Here is a 15,507-nt window from a genome sequence, read left to right on the forward strand (position 1 = left end):
AACAACGACGGCTTCATCAACGCCGCCGAGCAGGCCACGCAGGTCGCCGGCCACGATGCGGTCTCGATCGGCCTGCCCGCCGGCGCCCAGGTCGGCGACACGCTGACCATCACCGACGGCGTCACTCCGCAGACCCATGTGCTGACTGCCGCCGACCTGACGGCCGGCGTCTATGTCACTAGCTTCGCCGAGCCGGCTCAAGGATCGACCCTCACCGTCAGTGCCACGCTGACCGACGCTGCCGGCAATGTCTCGGCACCGGGATCGGACTCGGCCGTGATCGACACGGTGTCGCCCACCATTGTCGTCAGCAGCAATGTGACGCAATTGAATACCGGTGGCACCGCCACCATCACGTTCACGCTGTCGGAAACCAGCACGACCTTCAACGCGAGCAAGGTCACTGTGACTGGAGGAACCCTGAGCAACTTCAGCGGCTCCGGCACCACCTACACGGCGACCTTCACACCCGACGGTACGAACCCGACCGGCACGATCATCGTGCCCAGCTACGCCTTCACCGATCTGGCCGGCAACGCCAACACGGACGGTGCCGACGCGAACAACTCCGTGACCTTGTCCGACAACGTGGCGCCCATCGTCTCGGGACCGGTCACTGGCAGCGGTATTGAAAACCAGGCGGTTCCGAGCACCCTGAACTTGCTGGCCAACGCCACCGACGTCAATGGCGATGCCTTGAACGTCGTGGCAGGCTCGGTGACCTACGCGGTGAATGGCGTAGCCAGCGGTCTGCCGGCAGGCGTGACGCTCAACGGCAACTCCCTAACGATCGATCCCAACAACCACGCCTTCGACCCGTTGGCCGTGGGTGAAGTGGAGACCATCACCGCGACCTACACGATCAGCGACGGCCGCGGAGGCACCGTCACGGAGACCGCCACCTACACCGTCACCGGGATCAACGACGCACCGGTCTTCACTGGCAGCGCGTTTAACACGTCGGCTGGCGACGGAACCCCGTTCTCTGACACAGTGCAGTTGACCACCTACAGCGGAAATGTGAACGGCGCCAAGGCGACGAACGAGATGACGGTGTCCGACAGCGGGATCACCGGCAGTGGCTTCTACATTGCTGCCAACTCGGGTTCCAACTGGGGCAATTATTGGAGCTCCGGCGGCATCTTGATGGCGAACGTCCCTGCCAACACGCCCACCGGCAATACCGTCAGCTTCGCCTTCAACGCCAATGCCCAGTCGTCCAATCATGTGACTTTCACCATCAACGACATTGACGGTGGCGGTGCGGGCAACGCAAACGGCAACTACCAGGACTGGGTCCTGATCACGGCGGTGGACACCAAGGGCAATGCGCTGCCGAGCTCGGCATTCAGCTACACCGTGCTGGTCAACGGCTATCTCACCAGCACGCCGACGACCAACGGCCTTGCCTTGCACGGGATCAAGCCCGCGGGTGCGATCGGCGACCTGGATCCGACCTACATCACGGTCGACTGGGCCAATCCGATCGCCAGCATGAGCATCAAGTACTACACCCCGGCCGGTAGCACCGTAGCGACCGGCGTCATCGCAATCAGCCCGATTTCCATCTCGGCCGTTGGACAGAACTTCGGCAACTTGACGACCTTCCTGCCCAGCGTCACCGACATCGACCACGGCAGCAGTGTGAAGGGCTACGCCTTCACCAGCGCGGGCGCCGACGCGTCAGGACACCATTGGCAATACAGCGCCGATGGCGGCACCACCTGGGTCAACATGGACAGCGCCTCCACGACCGCCGCACTCTTCCTGGCCCCAACCGACCTGATTCGGTGGTCCGGAGCCAAGGGCAGCAACACGCCCTTGTCTGTGGTCGCCGTGGACAACACCTCGACCGCAGCTTACGACACCACAGGCACCGGGCATCTGAACGTCAGCACCACCGGCGGCAGCACGCCGTACAGTGCGCCGGTGACCTTGGCCGCCAACATGGCACCGGTGGTGCTGGACATGAACCATGACGGTCATATCAGCTACACCACACAGCTGATGGACGTACAGGGCAACGGTCACCTCTACAGCACCGCCTGGGCAGGCAGTGGCGACGGTGTGCTCGTGTGGAACGAATATGGTGATGGCCGTCTGCACAACAGCACCCAATTCGCCTTCAGCCAATACGGCGCCCTCGGCAGCACCGACCTTCAGGGCCTGGAGGCCAAATTCGACACCAATCACGACGGCAAGCTGAGCAGTGCCGATGCACAGTTCAGCCAGTTCGAAGTCTGGGTTGATGCCAATCACAACGGCGTGGCCGACCCTGGCGAAATGCATACCCTGACCAGCCTGGGGATCACCTCGATCAACCTGACCAGCGACGGCGTCGTGAGTCACCCCTTCGCGGGTGTGACCGAGGCCGGTACCAGCAGCGCCACGCTTGCCGACGGCAGCAGCATGGTGGTGGCCGATGCCAGCTTCAGCTACACGACCCCGACGTCGTCATTCGATGCCTCGGTAGCGCCTGCATCGCATACGGTGGACGTGGCCTCGGGCAATGCCCACCTGACAGGCTCTGCCTTGGGCGCAGCCGGTGCCGACGTGTTCGCCTGGCATCTGGGTGACGCGGGTGGTGCAGGAACGGCTCACACCGCTGCGGTGATCACCGATTTCAATACGGCGTCGGTGTCCGCTGGCGGGGATGTCCTGGACCTGCACGATCTGCTGCAAGGCGGCGTACACGGCAGCACCGATGTGGGCAATCTGGATCACTATCTGAGCTTCCAGACCGTCGGTCAGGACACGGTGATCCACATCAGTTCGACCGGCCAGTTCAACGGCAGCAACACGACAGCAGTCGAAGACCAGACGATCACGCTGAGCCACGTGAACCTGGGCGCGGCCTTCGCCATGCCTGGTGCCAGCGATGCACAGTTGATCCAGGCACTGCTCGATCACGGTAAGCTGATCACCAGTACCCACGGCTGACCCATACGAGGTGCGGTGGCACCTCGCTTGAATCGAACCAAGCGGTGCTCTCTCGAGCACCGCTTTCGACACCCTGAGAAGCCGCAACGAAGTCGGCAACTTCCAAGCAAAAAGCCCGGTGTCTTGTGGACACCGGGCTTCAGCTGTTTTTGGTCGGGGTGGCGGGATTCGAACTCGCTACCCCTTGCACCCCATGCAATAACTTATAGCAGCACATAGGGTTTCTACTGACTACATAGAAAGCAGAAATCCATTGTAAATCAACGACTTATAAAAACTTAGCTCCAGATAAGACCGCCAAGATACACTCGCAGCTAGCAACATACGGGCACCGAACGGGCACCAGACGGGCACCGGTGCCCGTTTCTCGCGGTTCTAGCAAAGGGGTAGCGGTGGCGATCATCTCCGACAAGGCGATGCAAGCGAAGCCAGGCGCGAGCGACGTTTGGCTGATCGAAGACGGCGCGCGGGGGGCCGGGCGATTGGTGGGCCGGATCTCACCATCTGGCGCGCGATCGTTCTACTACCGCTATTCAGCCGCGGGTGGCGCTCGCGTGCGCCTGCCGATCGGTTCCTACGATGCCCGCGGCGACGGCCGTGCGACGTTCACAGTGGCGCAGGCACGGGACAAGGCGCGAGACCTGTCGGCTTTGTACCGATCGGGGGTCAAGAACCTGCGCGAGTATTTCGACCAACTGCGCGCCGACGCTGCCGCGGCCGAAGCGGTCACCCGGCAGGCCGCAGAGAAAGCCGCCAGCGTGGCAGCGCGCCGGCTGACGGTGCGCAAAATGTTCGACCAGTGGCGAGCTACCGACCTGAAACCGTCCACCTTGGCAGACGGCACGCGGCGGGGACGCAAGGACGGCGGCCAGTACGTGGCAGAACAGTTTGAGCGCCATGTGTTCCCCTCGATCGCGGATCGCGCGATAGAAGACGTGCGCAAAGCTGACCTGCTGGCACTGATCGATGCGCAGAAGGCCAAGGGGCAACTTCGCACGGCGGCGGTGCTGCTTTCCGACCTGCGCCAGCTTTGGAACTTCGCATTGGACCGGGAGATCGTCACCAGCAACCCGCTGGCCAGTCTCAAGAAAAGCCGCACGGTCGGGGCGGCTGCAGAACGCACGCGCGCGCTCACGGAGGACGAGATTAAGTCCCTGGCCGGCGCACTTCCTCGTGCGCGTATGAACCCGCGCAGCGAGGCCGCCATCTGGATCGTGCTGGCGACCGGGGCGCGGGTGGGGGAGTTGATGGGTGCGGTGTGGAGTGACGCCCTGCCCTCCGACGCGCTCCAAGCCCGCGAGCGCCTGGCCGAACTGCAGGCACAGGCCGCAGGGGACGGCGCCAAAGTCGGCATCGTCAACCTGACGGGCCGCACCTGGCACCTGCCCGACACCAAGAACCAACGAAGCCACACCATCCACCTGTCCGACTTCGCACTCGCCCAATTCAGACGATTGGGTCAGTTGCGCGCGACGTTGCCCGACTCTGACACTCTGTCACCCTGGGTGTTCCCCGCGCGGGACACTGCGCACCCGGTCTGCGTCAAGAGCTTCGGAAAACAACTCGCGGACCGTCAGAGACCGCCCGAACGCCGCATGTCGGGACGAAGCAAAAACACTGACTCCCTGAGTCTGACCGGCGGCCGGTGGACTGCGCACGACTTGCGCCGGACCGCGGCGACCCTCATGGCCAGGCTGCGCGTGCCGTCCGACGTGGTCGACGAGTGCCTGAACCACAAGATCGAGTCTCGAGTGCGCCGCACCTACATTCAGGACCGGCGCGAGGACGAACAGCGGCAGGCCTTCGACACGCTCGGCGCACACCTCGCGCGACTGGTGGGTGACCAATGAAGCCAACGCTCCCGGGACCCGGCGCGGGTTCCGCATGGGTCGAGGCGCCCGCCGTCCAACGTGCCGACCGGCTCAAGGCCGTTGTGGAGCTACGCGCAGTGGGATTGGCGCCTCTTGAGATCCGCCGTCTGCTGCGACGCATCGCCGTCGAGGCCACTGCAGGGCGTGTGATGGCTGCGTGGCCCACTGTGGCGCAGGACCGAGCCACGCTCCAGGCCGCGGCCGGCATGGCGCGCGATCTGTCCAAAATGCTACGCGACGCGTCGCCCCGTGCTTTGGCAGAGATGGCCACGGGGGCGCTGCAAGGGCTGGGAGACGTGAGCTACCCCAGGCGCGCCGCGGGGGATCTGGCGAAGTTCGCGGTCGCTTTGCAATCGCGCGTCGAAGCCATGCCGGCTCAGAGCCGAAGGGGGGCACCTACAGGCGTGCTGCGAGGACTTCTGAGCATAGCGGGGCACAAGCTGGGCGCTGCGACCACCTGGCCCGAGTCGCATTTTCGTCGTGCCGCCGTGGCGGCGTTCACGCTGGCGGGCACCCCCGGCTCGCCCGATCGAGCGATCAAGCGGCTGAACGATAGGGCAGCGGGAACCGCAGGCAAACGGCCTTAGACCGCCGGGGTGTTGCGCGGAATAGTGCGAGGCATCGACACCGCATGAGACCGCAAATGACCCCCCAAACGCACATACCCGCAGCGCTGCAAGACGTGGCCCTGATCGACGGCCCAACCGCCGCCGCGGTGGCCGACATGAGCGTATCGCAGTGGCGCCAGATGGTGGCAGATGGTTCCGCCCCGGCCCCGTTCGTGCGCCGGTCCAGGTTTACTCGCTGGCGGGCGGCGGACGTGCGCGCATGGATTGAGGGACTCCCCGGCGCGCTGCCTGCAGACCCCAGGGTAATTGACCGGGCCAAACTCGGTCGGGACGCAGCCAAAAGAAAGCGCGAAGAAAACCCTAATGGTACGTTTTAACGTACTGCCTCGGATTACCACCCCATAACGCAACGATACCACGCTTAGCGCCATTGGTGAACGCGCCAATGGTGGGCCGCTGCATCGCCTGAGATAGTAATGCCAACGCAACCGAAGGAGAGAATATGCACATCGGCACACCGACTGCCCACGGGTGGTATTTGGGGTCGACCTATCGAGCCGGCTCGGTTCCGCCCGAGCCCACCACCGCGAGATACTGGGACGGCCGCCGGTTGTCCGCCCCCATCGACGTGCGCGACATGGGCGACCCGGTGCGGCTGGATCGCGCCAAGAATACGCCCTCCGAAACGCGGAGCCGCAGGTGGGCGTTCGCATGGGGTCGGCGCTTGGAATTGCCCACGGTTGCGCACCAAAACCAGTGAATCTCAGCGCCTGTCAGTAATGGCCCGCCATGTGCGGGCCTTTTTGTTTCTGGTCTGACGCATTTACAAATTGTTACTTGTAACGAAACCGTCAACGGCGCGGCCCCTATTCATGCGGATTTCAGGGTTTCCATGTTGGGAATATGGCGAGATTGGGAAGATGACTTGACGACATCGTCAAGAATTATTCCGTAGGATGGCGTAATTCCATCAAGAGGAGTTCCAAATATGGCCCGCATCAAGGGATTCATCCCTGTGGAGGCGCATAGCTTTCACGGTCTACCCAATGAGGCCTTTATCTCCGCTGCGGAGTTGCTGGCGAGTGGAGTTTGCCCCTTCTCAGCCTCCCTGCTCGGGTATGTCTCGCCCAGGCGGTGGCCCCGTGCGCACACGTTCGGAAGTCGGCGGGCCTGGAGCGTGGGCGAGATCCGGGCGCAACTCGTCAAGGGCACCGGGCTGGAGCTGGTCGAGGCCGAGGACGACGACGAATGAAAACGGCGCTCAGGGTACGCACCTGAGCGCCGAATTGAGGAAACAAATGATGCAAGAGAATTCTATAGCCAACGCCAATGGCGTGCAATACGGCCCTCACTCGGTCGCCCTGTATAAGCGCGCAACGGGGAGGAGCGGCCATCTTGTCAAAGCGTGGACCGCGCCCGATGAGGCGAAGCGAGTGGCCGAAGCCCTGAAGGCCAAAGGTGCCACGGGATCCACTCACCCCCTGCCCTTTCATTACGAAACTGAGCTTCGAAGCGTCGCCACACCGGACGATCTGGTGCGCTTGCTTGACGAGCTGGCCGACCGTGACGACGTGGCGCTTGTGCTGGGCGAGGAGCCCCGCCCTGCGGTCAGTGGTTCGGGCCACGTTCAAAGGGGCACGGGACACAGCGACGAGCGCAAAACGTGCCTGATGCCGTTTGATATCGACGCGGCCGAATTGCCCTTTGATCCGCTGAGCCAATGGCACAAGTGCTGCGAATTCGTAGCAGGGTTTATCGCTGGAGCACTGGGGGGCTGCGACGTGGTGTTCACTCCCACGGGCAGCGCGGGCAGTCCGCACAAGGATCGCAGGCTTGCGCGGATGCGTGCGTTTGTCGTGCTCGATGAGCCCGTGTGGCTGAGCCAGCAGGGCGCGTTTGCCGCGTTGCTCCCACCCTCGCTGAAGTTGGACCGGGGCATATACGGCCGAGCGCGAGCCCTGTTCGTGGGCCGCCCCGACACGTCGGGCGCTATCGACCCACGGGTTTACGAGCGCGCGGGGCTCGCACCCATCGCGGCCACGCCCTTACCGGATCCGTTCGCCCACCTGCGCCGCGCCTACGTCGTGCGGGGCGCCGGGAGGGTTTTGGCAAGCGCGGGGATCGTGATCGCGGCCAAACCTGAAGCCCGCGCACGGGAACGGGCCAGCGGGGCGCCGGGTGGCGATCTGCCACTGGTGCAGGCTCTCTACGCCGCCGGCATGGTAAAGGGGTTCGATGAGCGCGGGCGGCTCAATATCGTTTGCCCGTGGGCCGAGCGGGGCGACATGCCGCACGACGAGACGCACGACGACGACGGCCCCGACACCGATACGCAAGTCGGGCTCCCCGAGTGGGAAGGTCGCAAGGCGGGCGCGTATTCGTTCAGTTGCTTTCACGGCAAGTGCTCGGGCCGCGATCGAGGCGTGCGCGACTTGTTCACTCGTCTCTATCTCGACGGGCACGAACCGTGGGGGCACATCCCCTTCGGCGTCGAGGCTGTGCAAACGCAGGTAGTTGGCACGGCCGCCAATGCGCCGCGCTTCCAACTGCTGAAGCCGGCCGACCTTATGGGGCGGCCCGTCGCACCGTGGCGCATCAAAGGACTTCTGCCCCAATCGGGGATCTTTGCGATTTACGGTCCACCCGCCTGCGGCAAGTCTTTTCTAGGCCTGGACATGCTGGCGGCAGTAGCCAACGGCTCGCAGTGGTTCAGGCTCAAGACTCGCGCCACTCCTGTGGTCTACGTCGCGCTTGAGGGGGAAGGCGGGGTGCGTCAACGATTGGCGGCACTGGCCACGCGACGCCCGCTTGGTGACGGGTTTTCCGTTGTGCTGGGTCCGCTCGCGCTGGCAAGTGCGGCAGACGTGCAAGCGCTGGCCGCCAACATCCCGCAAGGGAGCGTGGTGCTGATCGACACCCTGAACGCGGCGAGCGCGGGCCTGGACGAGAACGCTTCGCGGGACATGGGGCAGCTGATCGACGCGGCAAAGCAATTGCGCGACCTGACGGGTGGTCTAGTGGGGCTGGTCCACCATGCCGGCAAGGATGGATCGCGAGGGCTGCGGGGGCACTCAAGCTTGCTCGGAGCGCTGGATACCGTGATCGAGGTTAAACGCACCACGGATGGCCGAGCCTGGTCGATCGCCAAGTCCAAAGACTCGGCGGACGAGTTCGGGAGCCCCTTTGAATTGCGCACCATACAGCTGGGCGTCGACGAGGACGGCGACCCGCTCACGAGTTGCGCCGTTGACGAGGTGTCGCACCGGGAAGCCGCGGCGATGGCAGGGGCGCGGGAGGCCATCGCGTCGCAGGGGGGAGGAGTGCGCCAAACCACGGCGCGGCGCATCGCGTTGGAGATGCTGAGCAAGTCGCCCGACGGCGTCGACTTCGCGGACCTCACGGTCGCCGTGGCCGTTGCGCTCACAAATATCGACTCACGGCGGAGAAAAACAGTCGCACGCGAAGCGGTCAATGGTTTGGTCGATCGTGGGGAATTTATAAATTTGGCGGGAAAAGTGTCTTTGCCATCGGATTGGGCACAAAGGACCGGAAAGACCGAACCCCCCTAAAGGGGGGGTGGTTTCGGTCCTTTTTCCGGTCCTCCATGAGTGCCGGAAAAGGACCGGATTCGGTCTTTCCGGTCTTTCCGGTCTTTCCGGTCCTCCTGCACCCCACCCAAATTAGTACATGCCGTTACATATCGGAGCGATAAAACATGACCTCACCAACCATCATCTTGTCCGGCGACCCGCGTGCCGCCCGGAAAATATGCCAGTCCTTCGGCTACCGCAGCGTGCGTGCCTTCCGACGAGCATCCCATCCGTCGGGCGTGTGGCGGCAGATCCCCGCCTGCCTTGGCGGTCGGCCCGTTGTAGTCACTGGCGAGCCACTGACCGCCGACGAGGTTGCGCCCGGGGTGTCTTTGTGGCGCGTCGGGTGGCTGAACGGCCACCCGCACGCCGTACACGTCAGCGGACCGGCGGGCGCGTTCGAGAGTTTGCTGCGAAAGCGGCTGAACCCGTAGCCACCCCCACGTGGCCGCCGAGCTCGAAAAGCCCCACCGGCCAGCACGGCCTGCCAGCGGCCACCTCGAGCACCACCGGCCAGCGCCACCACGGGCCAAGACGCCCAATGACTTCATCGAGCAAAGGAAAACACCTATTGCAATGAAGTCGTTTTCGGTATATTTCGGCAATCCGAAACGGAGGCCCAATGACCAACACCCCCCTGGACCCCGGCCCGATTTTTGAGCGTGCCGCCGAGCGTGCCGCGCGATTGGGCGTATCTGAGCGCACGCTGAGAAATTGGGTCGTCGCGGGGCTTCACCCGCCCCCCGTCAAGTTCGGATATCGCACCATCCGATTCCCCGTCCTGCCCGAGGTGCCGAAACCATGACCCGCCGCCCCAGCGACGCCACCCGCGAGTGGATCGCCTGCGTGTCCCGCGACGACTCGCTGCCCGTGGCGACTCGACTCGCCGCTTTAGAACTCGGGATCCTCGCCACGGCGGGCCGGCCCGATGACCCGGACCGAGCGCGCGTGACTTTCAGCGATGCCGATCTCGCGGCGGTGCGCGATCTGGAGCGCCATTCATGAGCCGCGGTGGCGCACGCCCCGGCGCCGGCCGGCCGAAGAAGCCCCCGCCGGGCATCGCCCCGACTGCCGACCCCGTCGCGTTCCTATCCGCGGTCTGGAATGACCCGGACGTGGCCATCGGCCTCAGGATCAAAGCTGCAGGGCTCGCCGCCGGCTACCTGAAGCAAAAGTTACCCGTCCTGAAGCCTGCGACGCAGAGGGAAGTGGACGCGCTGGACCTATCCAAGGCGCGCGAAAACGCACGGTTCACCACGACACGACCACCGCTGCGAGCGGTCGGGAACGGGTCGTGAGGCCCGCCCCCTCGGGTCAAGCCGCCCACGTATCGGCCGCGTTGCGATCGTGGCGCCACGGGCCGACAGCGGCCCGCGCTGGGGCTGCTGCGGAGGGGGGTAAGGGGTCGCATCGTACGGGCGAAACGGTCATTCAACACGCAGGTCCACACGCAGACTTTTAAAACTGTTCGGCTTTTGGTCCAGCGGATTTCATGCCCTACGTTTTGACGAATTCTTGTTAACCAAATGCACTTCGTTGACGCGTACTTACGAGAACCGAACGGGGCTCAGGCCGCAATCGCGGCCGGCTATTCCGAGAAGGGCGCGAAGGTAGCAGCGAGCCGATTGTTAACCCACCCCCACGTGGCCGCCGAGATGGTCATCGCCAAGGTCAAGCCACCGGAGGGGGTAAGGGGGTCGCATCGTACGGGCGAAACGGCCATTCAACACGCAGGTTTCCCGTTACGGACCGCGCCGTCTCGGGGCGATTCCAAAAATCAGACGCGCCATGTTGAGGTGGCGCGGACGCAGCCAGGAATTCAAACGCCGCACCCCGACGCCAGGCAGTACCGAGGGGTCGCATGAGCGATATGGAGTTCACGCTCGACCTCGGGCAACTGCGTGAGTTCCAGGCCGAACTGAGAGCCCTGCCCGAACTGCTGCAAACGCGTGTCGTCCGCGGCGCAGTGGCCACCGGGGCGAGCGTCGTCCGCAACGAGGCGAAGCGCCTCGCCCCGGTCGGAGTCCACTTCGAAAAGTGCGTGGGGTGGACGCCCGAGCGGCTGAAAAATGCCATCTATCAGGTGCGCATGCCCGACAAATGCACCTCGACGCTTGAGGTGTTCAAGGTCGACGTTCGCCTGACCGGCCCGAACGGCGCCTGGTACGGACCGCTGGTCGAGTTCGGCCACTTCGCCCGGGTGAGCCGGAAGGAAGGTGCCACGCGGCGCCAGCGTCGCGCCATCGCGCAGGCCGCGGGCAAATGGGTTCCGGCGAAGCCTTTCATGCGGCCCGCTGCGGACGGCACACGCGCTGCGGTGCGCGCTGCGATGCAGGCCTATCTGGACGAGCGCATCGCAGACGCCACCGTCGCAACCAAATTCTTCAACGCCACGAGGATCCTGCATGGCTGACATCTCCGTAAAACTCGGCCTCGATACCACCTCGGGGCAGGTATCGGTCACCAACCTCGCGACCGTGACCGAGCGCGAGATGGCGCGGGTCCAGCGCAGCCTGCGCGACGTGAACGCGCTTCTCAAGCAACAGGCCGGCGCGCAGAAACTCGCAACGGACGCCGCGACGGGCATGGGCGAGGCGGCGCGGCACATGGAGCGGTTCAGTTTTGGCACCGCTGCGGCAAAGCGTGAGCTCCTGGTGCTTGCTCACGAGGCGAGCCAGGGGCGGTGGAAAAACTTTGGCTCAAGCCTGCTTGTGCTGGGTGAGCGCACCGACGCACTCGGGGCCGTCATGAGCGCGACGGGCCTCGCCGTGGGGGCCACCGCGGCGACGGTCGGGCTTCTCGGATACGCGGCCGTGGAGGGCGCGCGCCATCAAGAAGCCCTGGCTCGCGCGCTCAAATTCACCGGCAACGCGGCCGGCGAGACGCAGGACAGTCTGCGCCAGGTGGCTGCACAGGCGGCCTTGACCACAGGTGCGAGCCAAAGCGCTGCAGGCGACGTGGCGCGAGGCCTGGCTGGGTCGGGCGCGTTTCCAGCCGCTGTGATCCAGAAGGCGACCGAGGCGGTTTTGAACTACGCACGGGCGACAGGCACGACGGCTGACGAGGCGTCCGCGCATTTTGAAAAGATGCGCGACGGCGTGACCAAGTGGGCACTGGACGCCGACCGGGCGGCGCATTTTTTGACGGCGAGCCTGTACGAGCAGATCCGCGCGGCTGAAAAGGCGGGCGATTCAAACACTGCCATGGCGCTGACCCTGGATGGGCTCAAAAGCCACACCGACCCAGCCGCTGCATCGGCTGGCTACCTGGCGCGCGCGTGGCGCGCCACTGCGGATGCGATCGACTCGGCCAAGCGTGCCGCGATGCACCTCGGGGAGGCCGACACGCTGGGCGACAAGATCGTCGCTCAGCAGTCGCGTATCCAGGCGAGCAAAGAAGCCTTGATGCGCCAGGCCGGCAACGCGCAGGCCGTCGCCAATATCCAGGCCCTGCTGATCCAGCAGCAAAACGAGATGACCCGGCTGCAGAGCGCGGCCGCGGCCGAGTCGACCAAGGCGGCGGCCGACGGCAAGGCGGCGGAAGTGAACGGCCGAGCCGTGGCGGCGCGTGAAGGGCTCGACGCGCAGTTGGAGCGCATCAAGAACACCCGGAACATGTCCGCCGCGCTGGCGGATCTGAAGCGCAAGTTCGACGATGCCGCCGCGGGCGGAAAGGCATTTACCGCAGCGGAGAAGGCCGCACTGATCCAGGAAACACGCGACAAATTCACGCCCAAGACCAAGGCGGATCGATACCCGCTCACCGCGATTCGAGATGCCTCGATGGAGCAGCACCACCTGTTCGTGGTCAGCGAGATCGCCGCCTACGGGCAGATCGACAAGGCGGCGAAGGAGTCCGCCGCGGCCGAGGCGAAGCACGCCGAGCAACTGACGGCGCGACTGCAAGGCCAGGGGTCCGCGACGGACAAATTCATCGCCGGACTGCAAGCGCAGACGCAGGCGACAAAGCTGGACGCGACCGCCCGCGCCGTGCTCAATGAGCAGCTTCGCATTGAAGCCGAGCGCCGGCAGACTATCGCAAGCCTCGGCGCGCGCCCCAACACGGCGGACGTGGACCGCGTCAACGCACAAGCCGCGGTGGATGCTGCCCGCGCCAAGCAAGCCGGCGACGAAGCGAGCCGGCGCATGTCTACTCCGGGGTTCGGTGCGACGCAGGCCACCATGAAGTGGATTGACGATGCCACCAATCAAGCCGCCAACGCCGCCAAGCTGACCGACACGTTCTTGAACGGTACGGCCGACGCGATCGACAAGTTCGTCCGCACCGGCAAGGGCAGCTTCCGCGACTTGTGGGCGACGATGGCCGACGAGTACCTCAAGCAGTTCATTCGCATGGAGATGGCAAGCATGATGCCGTCCGGCGTTGGCAGCAGCGGCGGGGGTGGCGGTGCCGGTTTCCTGGGAACCCTGTTCGGCATGTTCTCGGGCACCGGGTTTGCGAGCCCCACGCTGGCCGCCGGCGTTGCAGCCGTCGCGGGCGCCCCGGCGCGTGCTGCGGGCGGCAACGTCAACGCGGGCGGGGCGTACTTGGTGGGCGAGGCTGGCCCCGAGTTGTTCAACCCCACCGGCAGCGGAACGATCATCCCCAACTCGGTCTTGTCGGGCGGCGCCGGCGGTGGGCACGCCTTCGACTTCTCGCACCAGACCATCAACGTTGGCCAGGGCGTCTCGCGCGGTGAGGTGCAGGCCGCCGTCGTGCAGGCCAACGCGCAGACCGTGGCGGCCATCCGGCGCTCGATGAAGCAGGGGACATTCGCGTGAACATCTACCCCTGGCCGACTGCGTGGCTAACGGCTCATGATGACTGCGGCAACCTTGCCTGCGTCGACGTGGACAAGCTTCATTAACGCCCCGCCCTGCTGCTCGTTATCGACTACCCATTGGACGGGGACGAAGACGTAGTAGTCGCCCTCGGACAATGCGTCAAACGAGAACCGCCCCTGCGAATCGCAGCTTGATTGCCGGGATGTGGAAAGGTACTCGGGCGGATTGGGGACAAACAGCAGGTTCGGCGAGCGCGAGATGAAACCGTCGGTCGACCCTTGCCCGTAAATGTGGCCGAGACGTTCACGCGCATAGGCGGTGGCCGGGATTAGGGACGCTACGTTTCCGGCGCAAGTGACTACGCCGCCACCTCTTTGCCGCATAAACGCGTTCCCCGATATAGCCGACACACCTGGCGCCAGGCGGCGTGCCGCTTCGGCCTGATCGTAGGGTGCGGAAATTGTGACTTGCTGCGGCGGGGCCGGCGGCGCGATGACGCACCCCGAAAGAATCACAGCGGCGCAAGTCAAGAGCACTCGTTTCATCTAGTCCCCCTTTGTTGCGACCACGATAGCACCGCAACGGGACGATCGCCCCCGACTCGGCCTTGTCGGGCTGCGCTGTGGTTCTGGCGGCTCGCGCCCGCGTGCGATCGGCCGCCGAGAAACGGGCACCGAACGGGCACCAGATCGGGCACAGGGCGGAAAGTGGGGACGGAAACGAAGAACGGGTTAGGCCTTGTGAGACCTAACCCGTTGATTTCTCTAGCTATTTTTGGTCGGGGTGGCGGGATTCGAACTCGCGACCCCTTGCACCCCATGCAAGTGCGCTACCAGGCTGCGCTACACCCCGACGAAGCTCGCAGTATACATCGAAATCATCTCTACTCAGAGGCTCAGCAACTCACGAATGACCAGCAATTCATGCCGAACGTGCGACGAGTTCAAGGGGCCGTTCGACACCGGTACACGCAGCTCGGCCGTGCCACTGTTGGCCTGCGCCGCGGCACTGGCCAAGGGTTGATCGAGGGGTTCGACCGCATCGGCAAAAACCTCGACCACGGGATTCGCCGCATCGGACAACCGATTCCGGGCGCCGCTGATGGTGAAGCCCTGGTCATAGAGGAGTTCCCGGATGCGCCGGATCAACAGCACTTCATGGTGCTGGTAGTACCGGCGATTGCCGCGGCGCTTGACTGGCCTGAGTTGGGTGAATTCCTGTTCCCAGTAGCGCAGAACATAGGGTTTGACTCCGCACAACTCGCTGACCTCACCGATGGTGAAGTAGCGCTTGACCGGAATCGGGGGGAGGCGTGCGTCGCCTTCTTCCATTGGAATCAATGTCCTTGGGCAGAGTATTCAGACTTTACTCGAACTCTTCGTCCGACGGGACATCGCCCTGCACCACGGACTTCAGCTTGTGGCTGGCGTGAAAAGTGACCACGTTGCGGGCCTTGATCGGGATGGCTTCGCCGGTGCGGGGGTTACGGCCTGGCCGCGACGCCTTGCGTCGGATGGCGAAATTGCCGAAACCGGACAACTTCACGTCCTGGCCCCGGACCAGTTCGTCGTTGACGATGTCGAAAAAAGCCTCGACCATGTCCTTTGATTCGCGCTTGTTCAGACCCAGCCGCTCGAACAAAAGTTCTGCGAGCTCGGCCTTGGTCAAGGTCGGCGTTTCAAGCGACGGCAACATGATGCCGCTGTGCGCTGCGCCGGGAGTCGCGGGAGTCTCGTCGTCATCGATCGATTCG

At 64.5% G+C, this 15,507-nt stretch carries 14 protein-coding genes and 1 tRNA gene; 11 read left to right on the plus strand and 4 right to left on the minus strand.

The genetic code is table 11. From position 1 onward, the window contains the following. The 11 genes from AC0N04_RS15145 to AC0N04_RS15195 all read left to right on the plus strand — a co-directional run. Positions 1-2,940, plus strand: a 2,940-nt coding sequence (locus AC0N04_RS15145) for an Ig-like domain-containing protein (protein WP_474283084.1), incomplete at its 5' end; no start/stop codon positions are given. Positions 2,941-3,332: 392 nt separating this feature from the next. Further along, positions 3,333-4,790 (plus strand): tyrosine-type recombinase/integrase, encoded by a 1,458-nt coding sequence (locus tag AC0N04_RS15150; RefSeq protein ID WP_474283085.1) that lies wholly within the window; start codon positions 3,333-3,335, stop codon positions 4,788-4,790. Between the two features lie 664 nt (positions 4,791-5,454). After that, the gene (locus AC0N04_RS15155) at positions 5,455-5,757 is read left to right on the plus strand and encodes a helix-turn-helix transcriptional regulator (RefSeq protein ID WP_474283086.1); all 303 of its coding nucleotides are present in this window, start codon (positions 5,455-5,457) and stop codon (positions 5,755-5,757) included. Positions 5,758-6,368: 611 nt separating this feature from the next. Beyond that, positions 6,369-6,632 (plus strand): hypothetical protein, encoded by a 264-nt coding sequence (locus tag AC0N04_RS15160; protein WP_474283087.1) that lies wholly within the window; start codon positions 6,369-6,371, stop codon positions 6,630-6,632. A 49-nt stretch (positions 6,633-6,681) separates the two neighbouring features. Continuing rightward, positions 6,682-8,949 (plus strand): AAA family ATPase, encoded by a 2,268-nt coding sequence (locus AC0N04_RS15165; protein WP_474283088.1) that lies wholly within the window; start codon positions 6,682-6,684, stop codon positions 8,947-8,949. A 643-nt stretch (positions 8,950-9,592) separates the two neighbouring features. Continuing rightward, entirely contained in the window at positions 9,593-9,775 is a 183-nt protein-coding gene (locus AC0N04_RS15170) for a helix-turn-helix transcriptional regulator (protein WP_474283089.1), read from the plus strand. Continuing rightward, on the plus strand, positions 9,772-9,975 hold the full coding sequence (locus AC0N04_RS15175) for a hypothetical protein (RefSeq protein ID WP_474283090.1): 204 nt from the start codon (positions 9,772-9,774) through the stop codon (positions 9,973-9,975). Before AC0N04_RS15170 ends, AC0N04_RS15175 begins: the two co-directional genes overlap by 4 nt. Continuing rightward, the gene (locus AC0N04_RS15180) at positions 9,972-10,268 is read left to right on the plus strand and encodes a hypothetical protein (RefSeq protein ID WP_474283092.1); all 297 of its coding nucleotides are present in this window, start codon (positions 9,972-9,974) and stop codon (positions 10,266-10,268) included. The genes AC0N04_RS15175 and AC0N04_RS15180 overlap by 4 nt, the downstream gene beginning before the upstream one ends. Positions 10,269-10,496: 228 nt before the next feature. Continuing rightward, positions 10,497-10,835, plus strand: a complete 339-nt coding sequence (locus AC0N04_RS15185) for a terminase small subunit (protein ID WP_474283094.1) — start codon at positions 10,497-10,499, stop codon at positions 10,833-10,835. After that, on the plus strand, positions 10,832-11,383 hold the full coding sequence (locus tag AC0N04_RS15190; protein WP_474283096.1) for an HK97 gp10 family phage protein: 552 nt from the start codon (positions 10,832-10,834) through the stop codon (positions 11,381-11,383). Before AC0N04_RS15185 ends, AC0N04_RS15190 begins: the two co-directional genes overlap by 4 nt. Then, the gene (locus AC0N04_RS15195) at positions 11,376-13,751 is read left to right on the plus strand and encodes a phage tail length tape measure family protein (RefSeq protein WP_474283098.1); all 2,376 of its coding nucleotides are present in this window, start codon (positions 11,376-11,378) and stop codon (positions 13,749-13,751) included. The genes AC0N04_RS15190 and AC0N04_RS15195 overlap by 8 nt, the downstream gene beginning before the upstream one ends. 26 nt (positions 13,752-13,777) lie before the next feature. On the opposite strand, the gene AC0N04_RS15200 is transcribed toward AC0N04_RS15195, so the two are convergent. From AC0N04_RS15200 to AC0N04_RS15215, 4 genes are all read right to left on the minus strand, one after another. Next, positions 13,778-14,299 (minus strand): hypothetical protein, encoded by a 522-nt coding sequence (locus tag AC0N04_RS15200; protein WP_474283100.1) that lies wholly within the window; start codon positions 14,297-14,299, stop codon positions 13,778-13,780. A gap of 230 nt (positions 14,300-14,529) precedes the next feature. Continuing rightward, positions 14,530-14,606, minus strand: a tRNA-Pro gene (locus tag AC0N04_RS15205). Positions 14,607-14,641: 35 nt separating this feature from the next. Continuing rightward, a complete protein-coding gene (locus tag AC0N04_RS15210; protein WP_474283102.1) occupies positions 14,642-15,085 on the minus strand; it encodes a MerR family transcriptional regulator in 444 nt (147 codons plus the stop codon). Between the two features lie 34 nt (positions 15,086-15,119). Further along, positions 15,120-15,449 (minus strand): integration host factor subunit alpha, encoded by a 330-nt coding sequence (locus AC0N04_RS15215; RefSeq protein WP_474283300.1) that lies wholly within the window; start codon positions 15,447-15,449, stop codon positions 15,120-15,122. Positions 15,450-15,507 lie beyond the last annotated feature (58 nt).

Source organism: Ideonella sp. sgz306126, assembly GCF_056032705.1.